The 24514-nt window shown below is 58.9% G+C and carries 16 protein-coding genes; 14 read left to right on the forward strand and 2 right to left on the reverse strand.

The window, feature by feature from the left end:
• Positions 1-4: 4 nt before the first annotated feature.
• Both PSH79_RS09560 and PSH79_RS09565 read right to left on the reverse strand, forming a co-directional pair.
• Positions 5-1978: a MacB family efflux pump subunit gene (locus PSH79_RS09560; protein WP_305442343.1), complete on the reverse strand. Its 1974-nt coding sequence runs from the start codon at positions 1976-1978 to the stop codon at positions 5-7.
• Entirely contained in the window at positions 1979-3151 is a 1173-nt protein-coding gene (locus PSH79_RS09565) for an efflux RND transporter periplasmic adaptor subunit (protein WP_305442344.1), read from the reverse strand. It abuts the gene before it with no gap.
• A gap of 324 nt (positions 3152-3475) precedes the next feature.
• Here PSH79_RS09565 and PSH79_RS09570 point away from each other — a divergent pair, with 324 nt between their 5' ends.
• The 14 genes from PSH79_RS09570 to PSH79_RS09635 all read left to right on the forward strand — a co-directional run bounded on the left by PSH79_RS09570 (position 3476) and on the right by PSH79_RS09635 (position 24372).
• Entirely contained in the window at positions 3476-3958 is a 483-nt protein-coding gene (locus tag PSH79_RS09570; protein ID WP_305442346.1) for a sigma-70 family RNA polymerase sigma factor, read from the forward strand.
• Positions 3959-4091: 133 nt separating this feature from the next.
• Complete coding sequence (locus PSH79_RS09575; RefSeq protein ID WP_305442347.1) at positions 4092-5426, forward strand: lysine N(6)-hydroxylase/L-ornithine N(5)-oxygenase family protein; 1335 nt, start codon at positions 4092-4094, stop codon at positions 5424-5426.
• Positions 5427-5998: 572 nt separating this feature from the next.
• Positions 5999-8698 (forward strand): magnesium-translocating P-type ATPase, encoded by a 2700-nt coding sequence (gene mgtA / locus PSH79_RS09580; RefSeq protein WP_305442348.1) that lies wholly within the window; start codon positions 5999-6001, stop codon positions 8696-8698.
• A gap of 149 nt (positions 8699-8847) precedes the next feature.
• Entirely contained in the window at positions 8848-9564 is a 717-nt protein-coding gene (locus PSH79_RS09585; protein WP_187676895.1) for an MgtC/SapB family protein, read from the forward strand.
• Positions 9565-9864: 300 nt separating this feature from the next.
• Positions 9865-10395, forward strand: coding sequence for a fimbrial protein (locus PSH79_RS09590; RefSeq protein WP_305442350.1), 531 nt, complete (start codon positions 9865-9867; stop codon positions 10393-10395).
• A 148-nt stretch (positions 10396-10543) separates the two neighbouring features.
• Positions 10544-12922 carry a fimbria/pilus outer membrane usher protein gene (locus PSH79_RS09595; RefSeq protein WP_305442351.1) on the forward strand — a complete coding sequence of 793 codons (2379 nt, stop codon included), beginning with the start codon at positions 10544-10546 and terminating at the stop codon, positions 12920-12922.
• Positions 12923-12968: 46 nt separating this feature from the next.
• Complete coding sequence (locus PSH79_RS09600; RefSeq protein ID WP_305442352.1) at positions 12969-13715, forward strand: molecular chaperone; 747 nt, start codon at positions 12969-12971, stop codon at positions 13713-13715.
• Positions 13712-14728, forward strand: a complete 1017-nt coding sequence (locus PSH79_RS09605; protein WP_305442353.1) for a fimbrial protein — start codon at positions 13712-13714, stop codon at positions 14726-14728. Before PSH79_RS09600 ends, PSH79_RS09605 begins: the two co-directional genes overlap by 4 nt.
• Positions 14729-14875: 147 nt before the next feature.
• The gene (locus PSH79_RS09610) at positions 14876-16063 is read left to right on the forward strand and encodes an EAL domain-containing protein (protein ID WP_305442354.1); all 1188 of its coding nucleotides are present in this window, start codon (positions 14876-14878) and stop codon (positions 16061-16063) included.
• A gap of 153 nt (positions 16064-16216) precedes the next feature.
• Positions 16217-16843, forward strand: coding sequence for a response regulator transcription factor (locus PSH79_RS09615; protein WP_305442355.1), 627 nt, complete (start codon positions 16217-16219; stop codon positions 16841-16843).
• The gene (locus PSH79_RS09620; protein WP_305442356.1) at positions 16844-20491 is read left to right on the forward strand and encodes a transporter substrate-binding domain-containing protein; all 3648 of its coding nucleotides are present in this window, start codon (positions 16844-16846) and stop codon (positions 20489-20491) included.
• A gap of 260 nt (positions 20492-20751) precedes the next feature.
• Positions 20752-21165, forward strand: coding sequence for a DUF4398 domain-containing protein (locus tag PSH79_RS09625; RefSeq protein ID WP_221732932.1), 414 nt, complete (start codon positions 20752-20754; stop codon positions 21163-21165).
• Positions 21166-21176: 11 nt separating this feature from the next.
• Entirely contained in the window at positions 21177-21950 is a 774-nt protein-coding gene (locus PSH79_RS09630) for an OmpA family protein (protein ID WP_305442357.1), read from the forward strand.
• A gap of 268 nt (positions 21951-22218) precedes the next feature.
• Complete coding sequence (locus PSH79_RS09635) at positions 22219-24372, forward strand: autotransporter outer membrane beta-barrel domain-containing protein (RefSeq protein ID WP_305442358.1); 2154 nt, start codon at positions 22219-22221, stop codon at positions 24370-24372.
• Positions 24373-24514: the final 142 nt, after the last annotated feature.

The raw sequence follows: 24514 nt of genomic DNA on the forward strand, positions 1-24514 counted from the left end.
TCGATCATTCACTGGTAAGGGCCGTGACCGGGTCGAGCCGGGCAGCTTTGCGGGCCGGCATGAAGCCGAAGACAACACCGGTGACCAGTGCGCAGCCGAAGGCGCCGAGCACGGCCATCAGGGAAAACGCCACAGCGACTTCACTGAGCACCAGCACGCCACCGACGATCAGCGCCAACGCGATCCCGGCAATGCCGCCGACCACCGAGAGCATCACGGCCTCGGTGAGGAACTGGCGCAGGATGTCCCGTTGTCGGGCACCTGTGGCCATGCGGATACCGATCTCGCGGGTGCGTTCGCGCACGGTCATGAGCATGATGTTCATCACGCCGATACCGCCCACCAGCAGCGAGATCGCGGCAATCGAACCGAGCATCAGCGACAGGGTGTTTTGCGTGCGTGCCTCGGCCTGGATCATCGCCGCGTTGTTGGTCAGTTCGAAATCCTTTTTGCCATTGTGCAGGCGCAGCATCAGTTGTTCGATGGCCTGTTCGGCTTCCTTGACCTTGCGTGCGTCGGCGGCGGCGATGGCCACGTATTCCGGATCGCGGGTGCCGAACAGTCGCACGCTGGCTGCCGAGTAGGGCACGGCAATTCGATCATCGCTGTCGGAGTCGCCGGAGCTGGCGCCTTTTTCCGCCAGTACGCCGACCACCTGAAACGGCACGTTCTCGATCAGGATGTAATGGCCGATCGGGTTGATCACATCCTTGAGCAATTTGCTGCGCACCTTGTGGCCGATCACCGCAACGGCTGCGGCATTCTGTTCATCGGCGTCGGTGAAATAACTGCCTTGCACCACCGGCCAGTTGAAGATCGCCGGGAAGTTTGTGTCGTTACCGCCGACATAACTCATATGGTCGATATTGCCGTAACGCACCCCGGCCTCGGCGCCGTTGACCGGCATGATCCGCTGCACTTGCGGCAGGCTCGCCAAGGCACGGACATCGTCCAGAGTGATGACGCCCGGCGGCGTGCGTGGGTTGGGTGCCGAACCGCTCAGGTAGATGATGTTGGAGCCGAACGCGCCCATTTGCGCCATGACCTGGCGCTTGCTGCCTTCGCCGACCGCCAGCATCACCACCACCGACGCCACGCCGATGATGATCCCGAGCAAGGTCAGCGCGGTGCGGAAGCGGTTGATCCACATCACCCGCCACGCCGCGTGCAACGCGTCCACCAGTTCGCCTTTCCAGGCACCGGTCGCCTCGGCGCCCTCGGCCAGACGCTTGCGCAGATCCACCGCTTGCAAGGCGTCCGGGTTGGCAGTGGTTTGTGCGTCGGGATTGTCTTTGGCGCTGTCGCTGATGATCAGGCCGTCGCGGATTTCGATGATGCGCTTGGCCCGGGCCGCCACTTCGCGATCGTGGGTGATGAGGATCACCACATGGCCCTGGCTCGCCAATTCGTCGAGCAACGCCATGACCTCTTTGCCGCTGTGGCTGTCGAGGGCACCGGTGGGTTCGTCGGCAAGAATGATGTGGCCGCCGTTCATCAAGGCGCGGGCAATCGATACCCGCTGTTGTTGGCCGCCGGAAAGCTGATGCGGACGGTTGCCGGTGCGCGAGGCCAGGCCGAGTCGGTCGAGCAGGGCGGCCGCGCGGGCATGACGTTCGGCCGCCGGCGTGCCAGCATAGATGGCCGGCATCTCGACGTTTTCCTGGGCCGAGCCGGACGGGATCAGGTGATAACCCTGGAACACAAAACCGAACGCTTCGCGGCGTAGCCAGGCCAGTTCGTCGCTGTCCAGGCCGGCGACGTTTTCCCCGGCGAAGCGGTATTCGCCGGACGTCGGCCGATCCAGGCAGCCGAGAATGTTCATCAAGGTTGACTTGCCGGAGCCGGAAGCGCCGACGATCGCGACGAACTCGCCGGTATGGATCGACAGGTCGATGCCACGCAAGACGTGAACTTCAGGGGCGTCGCCACCGCCGTAGGATTTGCGGATGTCCTGCAGGTCGATCAGGGGCGTCTGCATTCAACCCCCGCTGCCGTCAGCCGGGCCGATCAGCAAGTGATCACCTTCGCTCAGGCCATCGAGAATCTGCACCTTGAGACGGTCACTGATGCCGGTGTGCACCTCTCGCGATTCGATGTTGCCGTTGGGGGCGACCACTCGAGCCGTTTGCCGATCGGCCTGGTTGCTGCCATTCAGGGCTGCCACCGGTGCGGTAAGGATGCCTTTGGCCTGATTCGCGACGAAGAACACTTGGGTGGTCATTTCGGCCATCAGCGCGTTGTCGGCGTTATCAACGTCGAGCAGCACGGTGTAGAGCACCACGCGGGCGCTGCCACTTTTGCTGGCGCTGGCCGGGCTGCCACCGCCCTGGCTGGTTTGATCCAGCGGTTTGGGCGGCACCGGCAGGATCTGCCGCACGGTGCTGCTCCAGCGCCGGTTACCGCCGCTGAGGGTGGTGAAGTAAGCGGTCATGCCCGGTTTGACGTGGCCGATGTCGGCTTCCGACACCTCGGCCCACACCGTCATCGGTGAGAGTTTGGCGATGCGCAGGATCAGCGGTGTCTGTTGCTGGGCGTTGAGGGTCTGGCCTTCGCGGGCATCGAGGGCGACCACTGTGCCGGCCATCGGCGCATAGATCCGGGTGTAGCCGAGTTCGGCCAGATCGCTGCGCAGGCTGGCTTCGGCCTGACGAATCTGCGCCTGGAACATGTCGACGCGGGCCTGCGTGGCTTTCAGTTCGGCGCGGGCGGTCTGTACGTCTTCTTCACGGGTTGCACCGCCGGCGGCAAGATTCTGCTGGCGCTGGTACTTCTGTTGCGCCAGTTCATGCTGGGCGCGTTGTTCCTGCAATTGCGCCTTTAGATTCTCGACGGAGAAGCGCCCGGCATCGAGCTTGGCCTTCTGCGTCGACGGGTCGATCTCCACCAGCAACTGGCCTTCCTTGACCACGTCGCCGACTTCCACGTGGATCTTCTGAATCTGTCCTGACGCCTGTGCGCCCACATCGACATAGCGACGTGGCTGCAGGGTGCCGAGCGCAGTGACGCTGCTTTCGATGTCGCCGCGTGTGACTTGCACGGTGGCAAATTTATCCCGGCCCGGCGGCATGATCTGCCACGCGGCGTAAGCGACAACGGGGATCAGACAAAGGACTGCGAGCAGGGCGCGTCGGGCGGGGCGGGGACGTTTCATGCAGGGTTCCGGCCAGTGGAAATCGGCCCGTCGTTCGGCTCGCACACAGATTCGGGCAGCGCTGAACGCTGTCGCAGGGCACGACAGACACGGGAAGCTGTCCTGTAAACGAGGAAAGTGCAGGGGAATTTAAGCGCTGACACACGATGTAACAGCTATAGCGCAGGACTATTTATCGGGCAAAGACAAACGCTACTTTAAATCTATATGAGAATTACTATAAATTACGCACCTCACGTTGCCACTATCTTGCTACCGCTCATCGCGTGTTCATCGATCAGTGTGCTCAAGGACAGAAACCGCACCTTTTTGCGGCCGGGAGTCATGTTGGAAAACTACTATCGCGAGCTGGTGTGTTTCCTGAACGCCAAGCTGGGCAACCGTCAGGTTGCCGAGGATGTGGTGCATGACGCCTATTTGCGGGTGCTGGAGCGTTCCAGCGACACGCCGATCGAGCAACCTCGGGCGTTTCTTTATCGCACGGCGTTGAATCTGGTCATCGACGATCATCGGCGCAATGCCCTGCGCCAAGTCGAACCGCTGGAAGTGCTCGACAATGAAGAGCGCTATTTCACGCCTTCCCCCCACGGCACCCTCGATCACGGCCAACGCCTGGAAATGCTCCAGCGTGCCCTGGCCGAACTGTCATCCGTCTGCCGTGAAAGTTTTCTGCTGCGCAAGATCGACGGCCTGTCGCATCCGGAAATTGCTGAACAGCTCGGCATTTCCAAGGCTCTGGTGGAAAAGCATATCGTCAATGCCATGAAACATTGCCGCCTGCGGATCAAGCAATGGGATGCCCATTGAGCCATCGCCGGTAAATTTTATTTCACTGTCCTCGTTCCTACTCAACAGACGACCTGCTGTCCTGCTCAAGGCCGGTCAGGTCACTTAGGCTCTCCTTCCCCTTGTTGAGGGGTTCATCCAGAGGACACTGGAAATGACACAGGCAATTGCATCGCCCATCGTTCACGACCTGATCGGCGTCGGTTTCGGCCCTTCGAACCTGGCGCTGGCCATCGCTCTGCAAGAGCGCGGCCCGACGCACGGCGAACTGGATGTACTGTTCCTCGACAAGCAGGCCGACTACAGCTGGCACGGTAATACCCTGTCGACCCAGAGCGAACTGCAGATTTCCTTCCTGAAGGATCTGGTGACCCTGCGCAATCCGACCAGCCCTTACTCGTTCGTCAATTACCTCAAGTACCACGGCCGTCTGGTCGACTTCATCAACCTCGGCACCTTCTACCCGTGCCGCATGGAGTACAACGACTACCTGCGCTGGGTCGCCGGGCAGTTCACCGAGCAGAGCCGTTATGGTGAAGAAGTGCTGACCATCGAGCCGGTACTGCACAACCATCAGGTTGAAGCGTTGCGCGTGATTTCCCGCGATAGCCAGGGCCAGCAACATGTACGTACCACTCGTTCGGTGGTGGTCAGCGCCGGCGGCACGCCACGAATTCCCGAGGCGTTCAAGGCGTTGAAAGGCGACACCCGCGTGTTCCACCATTCGCAATACCTGTCGCAGATGGCCAAGCAGCCTTGCGTGAACAATCAGCCGATGAGCATCGCGATCATCGGAGGCGGGCAGAGCGCGGCGGAGGCGTTTATCGATCTGAACGATTCGTTCCCGTCGGTGCAAGTCGACATGATTTTGCGTGGCTCGGCCCTCAAGCCTGCAGACGACAGCCCGTTCGTCAACGAAGTGTTCTCGCCTGAGTTCACCGATCTGGTGTTCCAGCAGAACAATGCCGAGCGTGAACGTCTGGTCAACGAGTACCACAACACCAACTACTCAGTGGTGGACATCGACCTGATCGAACGCATCTACGGCATCTTCTACCGCCAGAAAGTCTCCGGGATTGCCCGCCATGCGTTTCGCACCCTGACCACCGTCGAGAGCGCCACCGCTACTGAAAACGGTATCGAACTGGCGGTGCGCAACAACGCCACTGGCGAAGTCACCGTGCGCCTTTACGACGCCGTGGTGCTGGCCACCGGCTACGAGCGGCAGATGCACCGTAAATTGCTGGCACCGCTGGAAGAGTATTTGGGCGACTTCGAAGTTGATCGCAATTACAAGCTGATCACTGATGAGCGCTGCAAGGCCGGCATCTACATGCAGGGCTTCTGCCAGGCCAGCCATGGCCTGAGTGACACGCTACTGTCGGTGTTGCCGATCCGTGCGGACGAGATTGCCGGCTCGCTGTATGAGCATGGCAAGAACCGTGGGCATCGGTCGATGGCGGATCTGTTGTTGGCGACTGCCAGCTGAATCAGCATTGCCTGATACACCGCATTCGCGAGCAGGCTCGCTCCCACAATGGTTCTGTGTACGCAGGACAAAATGTGGGAGCGAGCCTGCTCGCGAAGGGGCCATCAAAAGCACCACAAAATCCGAATCCTGAACCCTTCCTGAACGCCCCCCACATTCCCCGACACACCTCCTTTTGCCGGTTTACTCTCCAGACATCGAGGCGTAAGCTTCGCGCGTTTTCATCAATAGCGGAGACCCACAGTGGGTACTTGTTCGAGTGACAGTTGTCGGCCGGTCTCGGTAACCGGCAGATTCTCGGCAAGATAACGCGCCTCTTTTGTGCCGTTGTCTCGCCGTAACAGCGAGCAGCGGCATCCCGTGCATGGCCAGTCCTTGGTCGTGTCTGGACGTTCCTTCTCATCGACGCTGAACAGAGCGTGATGTCGACTTTATCGTCGCCATTGCAGCCCTATCGACACGCCTGTCTTTTTTGACCGGCGCGCCAAACCTTGCCGTGCCGGTTTACCCGGCGGACGAGGCGCGGCCGTACCTGCTTGACGGTTTCCCGGCTGACCACAGGGGCAACAGCCATGAAACTTACGCTCAAGGAATTTTTCGCAGGTTTTCTGCGGACCCGCCACATCGCCCGGCACTTCCGTCGCCTGGCGCTGCTGGAAACCATCAACGACACCACGGTCAGCCGTGAAGTCCCGCCCACTCTGGCCAACACGCTGGTGGATGCCGCGCATGGCGACAGCGCTGTGTTGCTGTCTTCAATGGGCACGCATGCCGAAGGCCTGACCGATTTCGAAGTCGATGCTTTGCGTGCGCAGCACGGCCTCAATGAAGTCGAACATGAGCAACCGCTGCCATGGTGGACCCACCTGTGGCACTGCTATAAAAACCCGTTCAACCTGCTGCTGACCTTGCTGGCGGTGATCTCGTGGCTGACCGAAGACCTCAAAGCCGCCGTGGTGATTTTCTCCATGGTGGTGCTGTCGACGCTGCTGCGCTTTTGGCAGGAAAGCAAATCCAACCAGGCCGCCGACGCACTCAAGGCCATGGTCAGCAATACCGCCACGGTGATGCGCCGTGACGCACCGCGGGCCGAGTTGCCGATCAAGCAATTGGTGCCGGGCGATCTGATCGTACTGTCGGCTGGCGACATGATTCCCGCCGATTGCCGGGTGCTCAGCGCCAAAGACCTGTTCGTCAGCCAGGCCGCGATGACCGGTGAATCGATGCCGGTGGAGAAGTTTCCACGTCAGGCCGATCGCGACACACGCAATCCGCTGGAGCTGGAAAATATCCTGTTCATGGGCACCAATGTGGTGTCCGGCACGGCGGTGGCAGTGGTTCTCACCACCGGCAACAACACCTACTTCGGTGCCCTGGCGCAACGTGTCGGTGCGACTGATCGTGCGGTCACGTCGTTCCAGCAAGGCGTCAACAAAGTCAGCTGGCTGCTGATCCGCTTCATGTTCGTCATGGCGCCGCTGGTGCTGTTCCTCAACGGTTTCACCAAGGGTGACTGGACCGAAGCGCTGCTGTTCGCGCTGTCGATTGCCGTCGGTCTGACCCCGGAAATGCTGCCGATGATCGTCACCTCGACACTGGCCAAGGGGGCGGTGTTTCTGTCGCGCAAGAAAGTCATCGTCAAACGCCTCGATGCCATTCAGAACTTCGGCGCCATGGACGTGCTGTGCACCGACAAGACTGGCACCCTGACCCAAGACAAGATTTTCCTCGCGCGCAATGTCGACGTCTGGGGCGAAGACTCCGACGATGTGCTGGAAATGGCCTACCTCAACAGCTACTACCAGACCGGCCTGAAAAACCTGTTGGACGTAGCGGTGCTCGAACACGTGGAAGTCCACCGCGAACTGAAAGTCGGCACCGCGTTTCGCAAGGTCGATGAGATCCCGTTCGACTTCAACCGTCGGCGCATGTCGGTGGTGGTCGAGGGGCGCGGTCAGCCGCATCAACTGATCTGCAAAGGCGCGGTGGAAGAAGTGCTTGCGGTGTGCAGCCGCGTGCGTCACGGCGACGTCGATGAAGCCTTGAGCGATGAATTGCTGACCCGGATTCGTCAGGTCACCGCAGCATTCAACGCTGAAGGCTTGCGCGTAGTGGCGGTGGCGGCCCGCTCGATGCCTGAAGGTCGCGACGTCTATAACCTGGCCGATGAACAGGATCTGACGCTGATTGGTTACGTGGCATTCCTTGATCCACCGAAGGAAAGCACCGCGCCGGCGCTCAAGGCCTTGGCCGAGCATGGCGTGGCGGTGAAAGTGCTGACCGGCGACAACGAGCTGGTGACCGCGAAGATCTGCCGCGAAGTCGGCCTCGCGCAACAGGGCCTGTTGCTGGGCAACGACGTCGAACGCATGAGCGATGCCGAACTGGCAGTGGCCGTGGAAACCACCAACGTCTTTGCCAAACTGACGCCGTCGCACAAGGAACGCATCGTGCGCATCCTCAAGGGCAACGGCCATGTGGTCGGTTTCATGGGCGACGGCATCAACGACGCGCCAGCGCTGCGCACCGCCGATATCGGTATTTCCGTGGACAGCGCGGTGGACATCGCCAAGGAAGCGGCCGACATCATCCTGCTGGAAAAGAGCCTGATGGTGCTGGAGGAGGGCGTGCTCGAAGGGCGCCGGACCTTCGCCAACATGCTCAAGTACATCAAGATGACCGCCAGTTCCAACTTCGGCAATGTGTTCTCGGTGTTGGTCGCCAGTGCATTTATTCCGTTTCTGCCGATGCTGCCAATGCACCTGCTGGTGCAGAACCTGCTCTACGACATTTCGCAGATCGCCATCCCGTTCGATAACGTCGATGAGGAGATGTTGAAAAAACCGCAGCGCTGGCAGCCGGGCGACGTCGGGCGCTTCATGCTGTTCTTCGGCCCGATCAGTTCGATCTTCGACATCACCACGTTCGCCTTGATGTGGTACGTGTTTGACGCCAATACCCCGGATCACCAGACGCTGTTCCAGTCGGGCTGGTTCGTGGTGGGGTTGCTGACCCAGACGCTGATCGTGCACATGATCCGCACGCCGAAGATTCCGTTCCTGCAAAGCCGTGCCGCCATGCCGCTGCTGGTGATGACCGGGATCATCATGGCCGTGGGCATCTTCCTGCCAATGGGCCCGCTGGCGCATTACTTCAAATTGCAGGCGCTGCCATCGCTGTACTTCGTGTTCCTGCCGGTGATCCTGCTGGCGTACATGGCGTTGACCCAAGCGGTTAAAGGGTTCTACATCCGCCGGTTCGGCTGGCAGTAAAGTTCGGACAAAACTGTTCCCTTTAGGAGCTGCCGCAGGCTGCGATCTTTTGATCTTGTTTTTAAAAGGCAAAGTCAAAAGATCGTCCGATCGCGGCCCGAGCCTGCGGCAGCTCCTACAGGGACGGTGTGTTTTTCAAGGATTTCATCATGCAAGCCATCAACAATCTCAACCTCACTTCGCTGCTCGACACCCTGATCAGCCTCAGCGCCGCGTTCATCCTCGGCGGCCTGATCGGCTTCGAGCGCCAGTATCGGCAACGCACTGCCGGCCTGCGCACCAATGTGCTGGTGGCGGTCGGCGCGGCGATTTTCGTGGATATGGCCAACCGTCTCGCCGGCGCTGAAGGCGCGGTGCGGGTGGTCGCCTATGTGGTCTCCGGCATCGGTTTTCTCGGCGCCGGGGTGATCATGCGCGAAGAAGGCAACGTGCGCGGGCTCAACACCGCCGCGACCCTGTGGACTTCCGCCGCAGTCGGCGCCTGCGCAGGTGCTGATCTGCTCGCCGAAGCCGTGCTCGGCACACTGTTCATCCTCGCCGCCAACACCTTGCTGCGCCCGATCGTCAACAACATCAACCGTCAGCCACTGGACGTGGTCTCGGCGGAAGTCACCAACATCGTCTACGTCATCGCCCGGCGCTCGCAGCAGAAAGCCGTGTTCGCCTTGCTCGAAGCGGAACTGGAACGCAGTAATTACCCGGCCAGCGATGTCGACGTACATGCCTTCGGCGCCGATGAAATCGAGATCGAAGCGACGCTGGCCACCACCTCGGTTGATGGCGATGAACTGGACGCATTGGTCGCGCGGATCTCGACGTCGTCGCTGGTAGTGCAGGCGTTCTGGAGTCCGAGTACTACCGATTAGCGCTGGGAAATATCCTACATCTTGGAGGGAAAGAACTTACATTTTCACTAGGGGGTATCACTCATTATTTTCCCCGGAGCAGAGATGCCCGGTCCTGAATAATCAGTGAGGCATAAACTTTTTTCACAACTGTTGGGCCAGGAAAATACCGGCGGCGATGGCCAAAAGTATGGGGGGCTTCAGTTGTCGAAATAAGCCATGGTTTATTTGTTACAGCGATAAACCAGGTTGCCGCTCGTGAGTTATTTGGGAAACCAGGCCGCTGGGCCTGATAAATAACTATCCCTAGAGATGCCTACGATGAATAAGTTTTTCGCTGTGACTACCGCTGCTGTTGCCATGAGCCTTGCTTCTTTCGCCAATGCTGCGCCTGCAACCGGCAACCCAGGCACCGTGCGTTTTATCGGTGAAATCGTTTCCGGTGCATGCGGTATCGACGCCAACTCCCTTGATCAAACTGTGTCGCTGGGGCAGGTGCCGTCGAACCGTTTCAAGGCTACGGGTGATCGCTCCGACCCGGTCAAGTTCGACATCGTCCTGACCGACTGCGACACCACCACCCAGAAGAACGCCCGCTTTACCTTCAGCGGTGTGCAGGACCCGGCGGTTCCAGCACTGTTCGCTACTACTGGCCTGGCCCAGAACGTCGGCATCCGCTTGCAGGCCAGCGCTGGTGAAATGCTCGATAACGGCAAGGAGCAGGTCGCGCCGGTCGTTCTGCAAGACGGCAACAACACCGTGACCTTCGCGGCGATGTACGAAGCCACCGCTGCTGCCGTGACCACCGGTGAAGCGGACAGCGTTGCCAACTTCACCGTTGCCTACAACTGATACGCCCGTATCGATTGTTTTAAGGAAAAGGGGCGATAGCCCCTTTTTTCTTATCCGTCAGAGCACTGTTTAAAGGGTATTGCCCGTGTACTGCCGCACACTTTTTGTGTCTTGCGTATTGATCACCTCTGCGCGCTATTCAAATGCCGTGGAGTTCAATTCGGAGTTTCTGAATATTGATCGAAAGGACAATATCAGCCTCGGTCAGTTTACCCATGCCCAATACACTGTGCCCGGCAGTTACTTGCTGGATATCACGGTCAATCAGCGTTACTTCGGCAACCGTTCCATTGAATTCAAAAGTGCTGACGATCCGCAGGAAAGTTACGCCTGCCTGCCAGAAGAACTGGTGGCGATGTTCGGCTTGAAACCGGACGTATTGAAGAGCCTGCCACGACTGTCTGACGGCCAGTGCGTTGATTTGCGCGGGATCGACAACGCCAGCATCAAGTACATCAAAAGTCTGGGCCGACTCTCGATCAGTCTGCCGCAGGCGACGTTCGAATATGACGATCCCAATTACATTCCCCCGGCGGCCTGGAGCGAGGGGCTGGACGGCGCATTGCTTGATTACCGGGTGATTGCCAACAGCCGCCAGTCCTCGGGATCCGGTGATTCCCGTTCGTTGCAAAGTTACGGCACGGCCGGGTTGAACATTGACGCCTGGCGGATTCGTGCCGATTACCAGGCCCGGCAAGAGTCCGGTAACCAGAGTGGCGATATCAACAGCAAGGCGTTCCAGTTGAACCGTCTCTATGCCTATCGCGCCTTGCCGGCCATCCGCTCGAAACTGTCGGTGGGCGAAGATTATTTGAACTCCGATGTGTTCGATACGTTTGCCCTGCGTGGTGCCACGCTGAGCAGTGACGACCGCATGCTGCCGCCCAGTTTGCGCGGTTATGCGCCATTGATCAGCGGTTTGGCGCGGACCAACGCGACCGTGACTGTGTCGCAGCAGGGCCGTGTGTTGTATTCGACCACGGTCACGCCAGGCGCATTCAGCATTCAGGATTTGAACAGCAGCGCCCAAGGCACGCTGGATGTCACCGTGCGCGAAGAGGACGGCACCGAGCAGACCTTTACAGTCACCACGGCGGCGGTACCGTTTCTGTCCCGCGAGGGCGAGTTGCGCTACAAGGTTTCGGCCGGGCAGCCGCGGCTCAACGGCGCCGGTGGCACCGAGCCCGGGTTTATCGCTTCAGAGATCGCCTACGGTTTGCCACGGGACTGGACCGTGTATGGCGGCGTACTTACAGCTTCGGATTACTTCTCGGACGCCATCGGTGTCGGTAAGGATCTGGGGGTGTTCGGCGCCTTGTCGGCAGACGTCACCACGTCGCGGGCCAAGCTGCGCTGGAGTGGCGAAACGGTGGTCGGTAACTCGTACCGGATCAACTATTCCAAGCGTTTCGATGCCATTGGCACAGACCTGCGGTTTCTCGGCTATCGCTTTTCCGACAAGACGTTTACCAACTTCTCGCAGTTTGTCGGTGATGTGGATTCCTATTCGCTGAACTCGGGCAAACAGCGTTATTCGGTGACGCTGGCCAAGCATTTTTCCTGGCTGTCGACGAGTGTCTCCTACGACCATTCCACCTATTGGGATGCCGCGCCTTCCGAGCGTTTCGGTCTGTCGCTGGCGCGCAGTTTTTCCATCGGCAACGTCAAGAACATCAACGCCAACCTGTCCGCGTATCAAACCCGCAATACGCGGCAGAACGACTCGCAGATCTATCTCGGGGTTTCCATTCCGCTGGGTGGTAACTCGATGTTGTCGAGCAACATGCAGCGCTCGGGAGCAGGGGCGTCGTCGGGCAACGTCGGTTATAGCCATGACGACGGCGATGGCCTGAATTATCAGGTGTATGGCGGGATCGGGGACAACCGCTACGTCAACGCATATGTCGGCAAGCGCGCATCCCGCTATCGAGCCAACGCGTCTGCTACCACCGATGGCAGCACCTACCGTTCGCTGACCGGCGAGCTCGACAGTTCGCTGGTCGCCACCCGCTATGGCGTGTCGGCGCATGGCAACGGCTCGAATGGCGATACCCGGTTGCTGGTGTCGACCGACGGCGTGCCGGACGTGGCGTTCAGTGGTCAGACCCGTTCCAACCGGGCCGGTTACGCGGTGATGGACGGTTTGCCCTCGTTCCAGGCCTATGAAGCGCGGATCAACATGGAAAAGTTACCGCTCAACACAGAAGTCTCCAACCCGGTGCAGCGTCTGGCGCTGACCGAGGGCGCTATCGGCTATGTCAATTTTTCCACTGCCCGTGGGCATAACGCCTACGTGACGTTGACCCGGGCTGATGGCAAACCGGTGCCTTTCGGTGCGTCGGTGCAGGACAAACACACCAACAAGGAAGTGGGCATCGTCGGTGAAGCCGGGGTGACTTACCTGCTGGGCGTCAAAGCGCAGGCTGAGTTGGTCGCGGTGTGGGACGACGTCAATCGTTGTGCCCTGGCCGCACTGCCTGAAGAAGACGTCGTGACCAACATCGCCAAACCCGTGCGCTGCCTTTAATCCGGGACCGAACCAGGCCCTGTCCTTATCCTTGCGGAGAGACCTCATGCAAACTCTTTCATCGGCCACAACCCGTGGCCTGTTCAATCGTCTGGGCCTCATTGCAGGCCTGTGTGTTCCGTTGTTGGCCAACGCGGCCGTGGTGCCGGATCGAACGCGAATCGTGTTCGAGGAGAGCGCGCCGTCAGTCAGCGTCACGCTGAGCAACAAGAACGCACAGTTGCCTTTTGTCGTGCAGTCGTGGATCGAAAACGAAGCCGGTCAGAAGGTCACGACGCCGTTCATGGTGCTGCCGCCATTGCAGCGCATTGAACCCAGTGAAAGCAGCGTGCTGCGCATCGTGAAACTGCCTGAGCTGGCCTTGCCCAAAGATCGCGAGTCGGTGTTTTACCTCAACGTGCGCGAGATTCCGCCCAAGACCCAGGCCGTCAATTCGATGCAGATCGCCTTGCAGTCGAAGATCAAGCTGTTCTATCGCCCGGCCTCGGTCAAACGCGAACGTGGCGACGATCTGGCACTGGGCCTGAAGCTGAAAGTCGATCCGGGCACTAAACAGCTTTTGGTGGATAACCCGACGCCGTTTCACATCACCGTGGTCGGGTTGCTGGCCGGTGAGCAAAAGACCCGCATGCCGATCGACACGATCATGATCGCGCCCTACGCCAACGCACGCTTTCCATTGACCAGCACGGCGTTCACCTCGCTGCGGGTATCGAACATGAACGACTTCGGTGGGCAGACCGATACGCTGTTCAATTGCGCAGCGAATGTCTGCACGGGCGTCAAGCCATGAAGCGCACGCAGCTCAGGCTTTGTCTGGCGATGCTGTTGCTGATGTTTTCTCAGGCGTCCTGGGCGATGTTGTGTAAATCCTTGAATGACGGCTCTTACCTGAGTGAGTACATCGGTCCGGTGTCGGTGCCCGATACCGTGCCGGACGGTACGATCATCTGGCGCTCGAAAACGCATGTGGTGCCCGCCAAGTGCTTTAAGGTTCACGACATCCATTTTGCCGAAGACGATCCGATTTATTTCTACGGCAACCCGGCCGGATTGAACGCGACGCCCTGGGGTATTGAGTTTGGTCTGGTGTACAAGGGGGTGACAGCCTGGGACGGTGACTGGAGCGCCAACCCAACCCAAGGGGTGAATACCGGTTTTGTTTCACGCGGCTGCCCGTCTGCCACCAATGATGCAGAGATGTTGCCGTGTTCGTTGGTCAGTCCGAGCATCGCGTTTCAGGTGGTCATCCGCAAACGCGGGCTGTTACCGCTGCAGCGGCCCTCACAAGATACGTACGATGTATTCCAGTTCGACGGTTTATATGGACTCAATGGCGGGCCGGGCAACCCGTTCGGCAATTTCCGTTTTCAACTCAGCGGCCTGCAAAACATTGTCGGGACGGCTTGCAGTGTTGATGTGACGGTCACTCCGGAGCCTGGAATCGTCGATTTCGGGATTATCCAGAAAACCGCCACTGGCTTCTCACCGCCCAATCCGACCCGGCCGTTCAGCCTGGCGCTGGAGAAACGATGCAGCACGGCGATCAACCTGGGTGCCACGTTGGTCACCACTCAACAGCAGGGTGATTACACCCTTGTGCCCACCAGTGATAGCCAGTTCGGCATTCAGGTGCGGGACTCACGCAACCAACTGGTGCCGATCAACGAACCTTTTCCTCTGGTCAATTTCCCGGCGGACGTGACTCATATCGACCTGCCGTTCAGTGCTTCGGTCGTATCGTTGGGCGATCCCAAGGTCGGACCTTTCGAAGCGATCATGGTGGTGCAGATCATCTATTACTGAGGCAGGCTGCCGGCGCCAGCGGCGCTATTATTTGTATGCGTTGTCTCTGGGAAATTTCCTACATGACTGTCGGATAAGTCCTTCGCAGCATGCTCTCGACTGTCGCCAATATGCCTGCTCTCGGGTCGATTAAGCGATGAATTGACGATGGCCTCCCCACGTATTCTGGTGTTGGAAAATCAAGGTTTTGCGCGCAGCGTGCTGGTGAAGATGTTGCAGCGCCTGGGCGTACATGACGTGGTACAAGCCACGGATGGCGAACATGCGATGGTGCAGATGCATCTGTATGGCGGCGTCGACATCGTGCTGTGCGACCTGACCGACCGCGGGCTCGATTGCCTTGAGTTTCTGCGGTGCGCCAGTCAAAGCGGCATGGTGCGCGCGGTGGTGCTGTGCAGCGAATTGCAACCAGAGTTGCATCGTGCGCTGGGGCAAATGCAATCGCTGGCCGGGCTGCAACTGCTCGGGATACTGCGGCGACCCATTCAATTGCGCTCACTGCATCGTCTGCTGCACCGCTTCAGTCTCGCTCGGGCAGTGCCGGTGCCGAGCGTGCTGCGCAAAGAACTGCCCAGTGAAGATGAGGTGCGCCGCGGGCTTGCGTTGGGAGAGTTTCGTGCCTGGTTTCAGCCGCAGATAGAACTCCAGACCGGCACAGCCGTCGGGTTCGAGGCGCTTGCGCGATGGCAGCATCCGGCACGGGGTGTGTTGCTGCCCAGTGAGTTCCTGGCAGCGGTGCTGGCGTATGACTTGATTGATCAAATGTTCAAACACCTGCTGGAGCAGGGCTTGAGCCTGATGGGCATCTTGCGTCGCCAAGGTTTCAACCTGACGCTGGCGTTCAACCTGCATGCCTCGCAACTGGCCAGCGGTGAACTGATCGAGCACATCAAACGGGCACTTGAGCGACATGCCTTCAAGGGCTCGACGCTGATGTTCGAACTGGCGGAAAACGGCTTGCTCGACAGCGCCCCCGGCATCCATGAAAACCTCCTGCGCCTGAGACTGTTGGGCTGCGGTCTGTCGGTCGATGACTTTGGTGTGGGCTTCTCCTCGCTCAAGCTGCTTTGCCAGCTACCGTTCAATCAGATCAAGCTCGATGGACGCTTCGTCCAGCGCCTGGATCGTCAACGCAATCGCGCCATGGTGACCTGCACACAGGGGCTGGCGCAGTCGCTGGACATGAGGCTGGTGATCGAGGGCGTCAGCAGTTCGCGGATTCACGAGGGCTTGCTTGAACTGGGGTGTGACACCGGTCAGGGGTATCACCTGGCCCGGCCGATGACTGGGCACGATTTGCTGCAATGGCTGGAAGCGTTGGAGGGTGCACAGTGAATACTTCACGGTTTGCTCCGATGTGTTTGCAGAATTTTCCTACACTTCATTCTCGCTCGTGTATTTTTGCTGCACGCACCGAATGGCTTGCTGTACCACTCTCACTCATGGCCTTGACGATGTCGGTTGCCGGCGTGCTCTCCAGAGGTTTTTATGCTTAAAGCGATAGTTGTGGACGATCATCCGTTCATTCGCTCTTCGGTCAAAATGCTGCTCAAGCAGGAACAGTTCGAAGTCGTGGCCGAGGCGGACAACGGCGCCGATGCTGTGCAATTGGCCCGTGAACACGCCCCGGATCTGATTATTCTGGATATCGCCATGCCCAAGCTCGATGGGCTGGAAGTGATTTCGCGCATCAGCGCACTGGGGCTGTCGAGCAAGGTGCTGGTGCTGACCTCGCAATCGGCGCTGTTCTATTCCATGCGCTGCATGAAGGCCGGAGCCGCTGGTTATATCTCCAAGACCAACGACCTCGATGAACTGATCAAAGCCATCAAGGCCGTGATGGACGGCTATACCTTCTTTCCCAATCTGGCCACCAGCTCGGTACGGCGCAGTGATGTCGATGCCAATGATCTGGAGCTCATCCAGAGCCTGTCCGATCGTGAATTAGCGATCCTGCAACAGTTATCCAATGGCCTGAGCAACAAGGAAATCGGTGAAGCGATGTTGCTGAGCAACAAAACCGTCAGCACTTACAAGACCCGCCTGATCGAGAAGCTCAAGGTCAAATCGGTGGTGTACCTCGCCGATTTTGCCAAGCGCAATAACCTTGTCTGAATGAATACTTCCTTCAAAAAATGCTTCGTCGGCCTTCTGTTGTCTGGCTTGCTCGTTGCCGGCAATACCTTTGCTGCTGTGCCTGAAACATTGCAGTTGCTTGGGCGTTCGACGGTCGATGAGTATTCGGTTTCACTCGACGAAGCGGACTGGAGCTGGTTGCGGCATCGCAAAACATTGTTGCTGGGCGCTTCGGCGCCCGATTACACACCGTTTGGCATTACCACCAATGACAATGACTACGAAGGTCTGACGGCCGACTATGCGCAGTTGATCGCTCAGTTGCTGCATATCAAGGTCGAAGTGCGTCGGTTTGAATCGCGCACCGAGGTGCTGGCTGCGCTCAAAAGCGGTGAGATTGATTTGCTGGGCACCGCCAACGGTTACGAGGCAGTCGATCCCGACCTGGCGATGTCCAATCCGTACGCCGACGATCAACCGACGTTGTTGACCCGTATCGGCGAGAACCAGAACCTGCCGGTGGATCTGGCTGGCAAACGCGTGGCAATGCTCTATCACTATTTGCCACCAGAAGTGGTGAAGGCGTTCTATCCCAAAGCCATCATCCAGTTGTATCCCTCGACCTTGAGCGCTATCGGTGCGGTGGCGTTCAGCCAGGCGGACGTGTACCTGGGTGACTCGATCAGCTCCAATTACCTGATCAGCAAGAATTACCTCAATAACGTGCAGCTCAGTGATTTCTCGCGGATGGAAGTGCAGCCATTCGGCTTTGCCGTGAGTCGTGGCAATGACCGACTGTTGCGTATCCTCAATACGGCGCTGGACACGATTCCCACCAGTGAGCGCATGAGCATTTTGCGCCGCTGGAGTGCCGGGGGCGCGACCATGCCCGGGCGACAGACCCTGCACTTCAGTGTCAGTGAGCAGCGTTGGCTGGAGGGGCATCCCAGGATAAAAGTGGCGATCAACGAGAATTTTCTACCGCTGACGTTCTTCGACAGTGAAGGCAATTTTCGAGGCATCAGTGCCGATGTCCTGGCCAAGGTCAGTTTGCGCACCGGCCTGAAGTTCGACGTGCAACGTGCCGATTCGGTCAGCGATCTTGTCGATCGGGTGACCAGTGGCAAGGCTGACATGCTCGCCGCTTTTACCCCCAGTACCGAGCGTGAAGGCGCTTTACGTTTCACCCGGCCTTACCTGACCAACCCGTTCGTATTGGTCACGGCCAGCGGCGATGCAAATCCCCAGACCCTGGATCAAATGGCCGGCAAGCGTTTAGCGTTGATTCGCGGCAACGTATTGCGCGAATACCTGGTGGAGCATTTCCCTCAGGTGCACCTGGTGACGGCACAAAATGCTGCCGACGCGATGAACATGGTTGCGCAGGGCGAAGTCGACGGCGCGATCAATTCTTTGCTCAATGCCCGCTACTTGATCTCCCGCCAGTATCGCGGTCAGTTGCAAGTCACCAGCACCGTGGGGACTCAGCAGGCGCGCATAGCACTGGCCACCGATCGTGGTGCGCTGGAGTTGTACTCGATTCTCGACAAGGCGCTGTTGAGCATTTCCCCTGAAGAAATGGATGAAATCACCAACCGCTGGCGTACTGACGTTGTGGTCGACGACAGCTATTGGTTGCGCCACCGCAGCACGATCATTCAAGGGTTCATCATTGCCGGCGTCTTGCTACTGGTGGCGTTCGGCTGGATTGCTTACCTGCGCATGCTGATGCGCAAGCGGCGCCAGGCTGAAATCGCCCTCAACGACCAGATGGAGTTCATGCGCGTGTTGATCGACGGCACGCCACACCCCATCTATGTGCGTGACCGCGAAGGACGGCTGGTGACTTGTAACAGCGGTTACCTGCAAGTGTTTGGCGTTGAACGCGAAGCAGTAATCGGCAAAACCGTGACCGACGGTGTGCTGAGTGACACTGTCGAAGCGCAGGGCTTTGCAAACGATTACCGGCAAGTCATGGATGAAGGCGTGCCGCGGATTGAGGATCGCAGGCTCAGCCTGGCAGACGGTCGTGTCCTGACTATTTATCACTGGATGCTGCCTTACCGTGGCAGTGATGGCGAAGTCAGCGGCATGATTTCCGGCTGGATCGACGTCAGCGAACGCCAGCAACTGTTGCATGAACTGCGCATCGCCAAAGATGGCGCCGATGATGCCAACCGCGCCAAGACCACGTTCCTGGCGACCATGAGCCACGAGATCCGCACGCCGATGAATGCCGTGATCGGGATGCTTGAACTGGCCATGAAAAAAGCCGATCAGGGCGTCATGGATCGGTTCGCCATTGAGGTGGCCTCGGGCGCAGCGCGGGGCTTGCTCGATCTTATCGGCGACATTCTCGACATCGCACGGATCGAATCCGGCCGGTTGTCGCTGGCGCCGGAGCGGGCCAATCTGCGTGAGCTGATCGAGTCGGTGGTGCGGATATTCGAAGGCTTGGCGCGACAGAAACAACTGCGCCTGCAACTGGATCTGGATGCGCTGGCCAACGTAGACGTATTGATCGATCCGCTGCGCTTCAAGCAAGTGCTGTCGAATCTGTTGAGCAATGCGATCAAGTTCACCGAGGTGGGCCACGTCGTTTTGCGCGTGCGGGTCGAATCTGCAACTGACGAGGATCGGTTGGCGCTATGCCTGCGGGTCGAAGACAGTGGTCGCGGAATATCCGTCGAAGATCAGCAACGGCTGTTCACGCCGTTCACGCAGGCTGGCAACCATGGCCAGTCTGCGCAGGGCGGTTCCGGGTTGGGCCTGGTGATCAGTCGCACCTTGTGCGAAATGATGGGCGGCACGCTGACGATGCACAGCGAACTGGGGCAGGGTACGCAGATTGAGGTGCGCTTGAGTTTACCCACTCTCCAGCCCCAGGCACGCGTGACGGTGGCCGAGATCGAACCGGTGACGGTCAGTCGGGCGCTGAATATCCTGGTGATCGATGACTATCCGGCCAACCGTTTGTTGTTGTCCCAGCAACTGACTTATCTGGGGCACCGGGTCACGGATGCTGAAGACGGTGCCCATGGCTTGCGAGCCTGGCGCAACGAGTCTTTCGATGTGGTTATCACCGATTGCAACATGCCGATCATGAACGGCTACGAGCTGGCGCGGGCGATACGCGACGAAGAAGCTGCACGAGCGTTACCGCGCAGCCTGGTACTGGGGTTCACCGCCAATGCACTGGCCGAGGAGAGGGTGCGTTGCGCGGAAGCGGGCATGGACGATTGCCTGTTCAAACCCATCAGTCTCAAGGATCTGAATGCGCGTCTGGCCTCGGTTACGCCTCACGCCCGACCTGCAAACGAAGTTGAGGATACCGGCATGGCGGAGGGCGGCGTTGATTTTGACGTGAGCAGTCTTGAGCAACTGACCCGAGGTGACCGGGCGTCAATCAAGAGCCTGCTGTCAGATCTGGCCACCAGTAATGACGACGACATGGCCAAACTTTTGCGCTTGTTCACACAGCATGATTTGCCCGGGTTGGCTGACCTTGCACACCGGGTCAAGGGGGGGGCGCGGATCATCAAGGCGCAGTCGCTGATTCAGGCCTGTGAGGCCTTGGAAACCGCCAGCGAAGGTCTGGATTCGGCGGTGTTGACCGAGGCGGTGGACGCCCTTCAGCAGGCCATGGAGCACCTTGCTGCGCAATTGGAAACCTACCTGGAGCACTGATCGCAGGCTCTGGATCTTTTAAGGTTTGAACATCGATATTTGCGAATTTTCCTACATTCGCCAATGACCCTCCCTCGCTAACGTGCCGTGGTCTCAGCCTGAGGCTGATTCAGACACCGGGCGATCGACAGGGGCAATCAGCGCAACGCTGACGGCCCCTGTCGAAGCGCCGCACGCAACGAGCAGGGTCACTGATTCTCGGCAACGCCGACCCCTTCGCGCTGCGTGTCATCCCCATTTTTTATTTTTTGGAGCAGTTGATGAACCTTCAACATCTGTCTTCCCGCGCGCGACTGTCGGTCAGCGTGCTGGTTGTAGCGGCAGCCTTGAGTGCCTGTGCCAGCGCACCGATTCCGGAGCAGCAGATTTCGCTGTCAAAAGAGGCGGTCAATCGTGCCGTTTCGGCAGATGCGACCCAATACGCACCGCTGGAGATGAAGGCGGCGCAGGACAAAATGTTCCTGATGGAGCGCGCCCTGGGCGAGAAAAATTACCCGCAAGCCAAAGTGCTGGCCGAGCAGATCGAAGCTGACGCCAACCTGGCCGAACGCAAGGCGCGTGCGGTGAAGTGGCAGAAGCAATTGACGGATGCCCGCAGCGGCATCCAGGTGCTCAAGCAGGAAATGCTGCAAGACCCGGTTACCGGTTTCAATCCGCCTGCCAGCGCTCAATAAGGAAAAGCCCCATGCAGACTTTCAAACTACTGCCAGCCGTTTCCCTGTTTGCCCTGATGCTCGCCGGTTGCGCCACACCGCCGGAAAACCCGCAATTGCTACAAGCCCGTGCGCAATTTGCCGCGTTGCAACAAAAAGCCGAGTCAAACACCCTCGCGGCGATCGAAACCAAGGAAGCGTTCACTGCGCTGAACAAGGCCGATCAGGCTTCCCTCAAGGATCGTCAGGCCCCGGATGTTGATCAGTTGGCCTATCTGGCCAGCCAGAAAATTGCTCTGGCCGAACAGACCATTGTGGGTCGCCAAGCGGAGGTTGGCCTGAAGAAAATCGATGCCGAACGCACTCAGGTGCAGCTCGATGTCCGTACCCAGCAGCTCAAGGCCCTGCAAGCACTGAAAGCCAAGAAGACTGATCAGGGGGAGGTGGTGACCTTCGGTGACGTGCTGTTCGACACCGGCAAGGCTGATTTGAAGTACGGCAGCCAGCGTCAGTTCCAGCAACTGGCCGACTTCCTGGCCAGTAACCCGGAGCGCAAGGTGCGGGTGGAGGGTTTTACCGATAACGTCGGCAACGACGCCGCCAATCAGTTGCTGTCCGAGCGCCGCGCGGCCTCTGTGGCCAGTGCGCTGGCGCAATTGGGGGTGGATCGTCGGCGTATCGTCACCGAGGGTTTTGGCGAGGCATTTCCGGTGGCCGATAACAGTAGCGCGGCAGGACGCCAGCACAATCGGCGGGTCGAAGTGATCCTGTCGAATGGGGCCGAGGTGGTGGGCGCGCGCCACTGATTGCGTCAGTAAAACTGGCTGCCCGCTCTCCCGCGAGGAGAGCGGGTTTGCTGCAAACGATGCATTTTCGCTAGACGAATGCTTGTGATACCGCTCATTTGTTTCGGAAATTTCCTACAAACGTAGGGAAATTTCCTACTCAGAAACTTCTCTTCGATCTCTAAATTACAGACCTCAACTGAGCCGCCGGCCTCCATTAGTCGTTGCTCAGCCCCTATGCCATAGGCATTTCCACTGTCGACCCGGCAGTAAGCATGAGGTACTGAACATGAAGACGATTAACTCCAAACAGAACCCTGTACTGACGCTTTCACCCCTTGCCCTGGCCATCTTCCTGTTGCTGCCGGCACAGGCGAACGCGTTCACATCAACCGTTAACAACGGTGCTGTAGTCGATGGTGAAACCGTGGTCGGTGGCACGCAGAATATCGGCACCAACGGTACGGCCAACAACACGTTGATCGAAGTTACCGGGGCGCAGACGGTTTTTCAGAACGGTGTGTCGAATGACGCCACTGTCAACGGAAGCCAGAGCGTTCAGAGTGGTATCGCCAACCGCAGCATCGTTAATGCCGGTGGCTCACAGGCGGTGGGCATCGCTGGCGTGGCCAACGACACGATTTTGAACGGTGGCGCACAGACCGTGCAAAACCCGACGGGGCGGGCCAACCGGACAGTGATCAATCAGAACGGCGTGCAAACCGTCACTTTGGTGGGCACCGCTGCTGACACCGTCATCAATAATGGCGGCCTGCAGGTGGTGATCAATCAGGGCGTGGCACTAGATACCCAGATCAACGGTGGCGCAGAGCAGAGTCTGCAAAGAGGCATGCTCGGCGGCGTGGTGGCAACCAATACGCGCATCGACGGCGGCTTGCAGAGTGTCTATGACACCGCCACGGCCAACAACAGCACCGTGAGCAATGGCGGACGGATCAACCTGTACCAGGGCGCACAGGCCAACGGGCTGGTCGCGGAGGCAGGCGGTACCGTTAATGTCATGGAAAACGGCGTGAAAACCGTTGACTCCCTGACGCTCAATGGCGGCAGTGTCGCGTTTGTGCCAAGTACCGATGGCAGCTTCAAGACATTCACCGTCAATGCGTTGTCCGGTAGCGGCAACATCCTGATGAACACCGATATCGCCTCCCAGCAAAGCGATTTGCTGGTGGTGCAAGGCGCGGGGCTGGCGAGCGGCGATCATACGTTGATCGTGGGGGACTCCGGTCATGAGCCCGCAGCTATGGACGGACGTCTGGTGCTGGTGGACACCCAGGGCGGCAGTGCGAAATTTGGACTCTACGGTGGCCATGTCGATGCCGGTGCATTCCGCTACACCTTGCAGCAACAGGGGGATGACTGGGTGCTGGCCAGTGGCGGCAGCATTCCCGTCGATCCGGTGACGCCCGTCGATCCAGTAACACCAGTCGATCCGGTGACACCTGTAGATCCAGCTAAACCGGTCGATCCGGTGACGCCGCCGACTCCGGTCAACCCACGACCCGAAAACCTCTCAAAGGGTACTAACGCCGCCATCGCCGCGCACACGGCAGGCGCCAGCCTGTGGAGTGCGCAAATGAATGCGCTGGTCAAACGTCTGGGCGAATTGCGTATGGGACAGGACGACGGTGGGATCTGGACGCGTGCCATCGGCAAGCGCTTCGATGTCAGCGAACATTCCAGCCGTGCTTACACCCAGGACGTCAGTGGCCTGGAAATTGGTGCCGACAAGGCATTCGCGGTCGACAGCGGCAAAGTCTATGTCGGTGCAATGGTCGGCACGGCCCGTTCGGATCTGGATTTCGGCGAGGGCGCCTCGGGTGAGATCGACAGCCGCATGTTCGGCATCTATGCCACCTACCTGAACGACAACGGCGTCTATGTGGACAGCGTGTTGAAGTACAGCCGCTTCGACAACGACATCAAAACCCCGAGCAATCTGGGCGAATCGGTAAAAGGTTCCTACAGCACTAACGGTGTCGGTGCGGACATCGAGATCGGTAAACGCATTGTGCTCAAAGATGGCTGGTTCGTTGAGCCGCAGGTGGAACTCACGGCCTCCCAGACTCAGGGCGCGAGCTATACGGCCAGCAATGGTCTGCGGGTCAAGACCGATAATCTCGACTCGTTGCAAAGTCGGGTCGGTTCGCTCTTTGGTCGCAGTCTGGAACTGAGCAACGGCATGAAAGCTCAGCCATACGTCAAAGCTTCCTACATTACCGAGCACGCGGGCAGCAGCAAGGTCACCGTCAACGGCAATAAATTTGATGCCAAATTGCCGGGTAGCCGTGTGGAAGTCGGGTTCGGTGGCGTGCTGCAAGTCACGGAGAAAAGCAAGATTTCCATGGATGTCGAATACGCCAAGGGCAACGGTATCGAGCAGCCATTCGGTGTGAGCCTGGGTTATCGCTATCTTTGGTAAGAAAAAAGGCCGCGTCGGGTAGTCCCGACGCGGCTTTGTTGTGGGATTTCGGATGTAACCGGATCGCTTTTCAGAACTTTCTTACATAGATCGTCGAGCCATTTGGTTAGCGTGACCTGTACCGAGCCTCATGCTCTGATCT

The sequence above is a fragment of the Pseudomonas sp. FP2196 genome (genome assembly GCF_030687715.1).
Classification (GTDB): Bacteria; Pseudomonadota; Gammaproteobacteria; order Pseudomonadales; family Pseudomonadaceae; genus Aquipseudomonas.

Bases quoted from the DNA above. Each gene is read 5' to 3' on its own strand.
- mgtA (WP_305442348.1), top strand. From the start codon at position 5,999: ATGAAACTTACGCTCAAGGAATTTTTCGCAGGTTTTCTGCGGACCCGC.
- PSH79_RS09625 (WP_221732932.1), top strand. From the start codon at position 20,752: ATGAACCTTCAACATCTGTCTTCCCGCGCGCGACTGTCGGTCAGCGTG.
- PSH79_RS09620 (WP_305442356.1), top strand. From the start codon at position 16,844: ATGAATACTTCCTTCAAAAAATGCTTCGTCGGCCTTCTGTTGTCTGGC.
- PSH79_RS09615 (WP_305442355.1), top strand. From the start codon at position 16,217: ATGCTTAAAGCGATAGTTGTGGACGATCATCCGTTCATTCGCTCTTCG.
- PSH79_RS09575 (WP_305442347.1), top strand. From the start codon at position 4,092: ATGACACAGGCAATTGCATCGCCCATCGTTCACGACCTGATCGGCGTC.
- PSH79_RS09630 (WP_305442357.1), top strand. From the start codon at position 21,177: ATGCAGACTTTCAAACTACTGCCAGCCGTTTCCCTGTTTGCCCTGATG.
- PSH79_RS09635 (WP_305442358.1), top strand. From the start codon at position 22,219: ATGAAGACGATTAACTCCAAACAGAACCCTGTACTGACGCTTTCACCC.
- PSH79_RS09585 (WP_187676895.1), top strand. From the start codon at position 8,848: ATGCAAGCCATCAACAATCTCAACCTCACTTCGCTGCTCGACACCCTG.
- PSH79_RS09570 (WP_305442346.1), top strand. From the start codon at position 3,476: ATGTTGGAAAACTACTATCGCGAGCTGGTGTGTTTCCTGAACGCCAAG.
- PSH79_RS09605 (WP_305442353.1), top strand. From the start codon at position 13,712: ATGAAGCGCACGCAGCTCAGGCTTTGTCTGGCGATGCTGTTGCTGATG.
- PSH79_RS09565 (WP_305442344.1), bottom strand. From the start codon at position 3,151: ATGAAACGTCCCCGCCCCGCCCGACGCGCCCTGCTCGCAGTCCTTTGT.
- PSH79_RS09600 (WP_305442352.1), top strand. From the start codon at position 12,969: ATGCAAACTCTTTCATCGGCCACAACCCGTGGCCTGTTCAATCGTCTG.
- PSH79_RS09560 (WP_305442343.1), bottom strand. From the start codon at position 1,978: ATGCAGACGCCCCTGATCGACCTGCAGGACATCCGCAAATCCTACGGC.
- PSH79_RS09590 (WP_305442350.1), top strand. From the start codon at position 9,865: ATGAATAAGTTTTTCGCTGTGACTACCGCTGCTGTTGCCATGAGCCTT.
- PSH79_RS09610 (WP_305442354.1), top strand. From the start codon at position 14,876: ATGGCCTCCCCACGTATTCTGGTGTTGGAAAATCAAGGTTTTGCGCGC.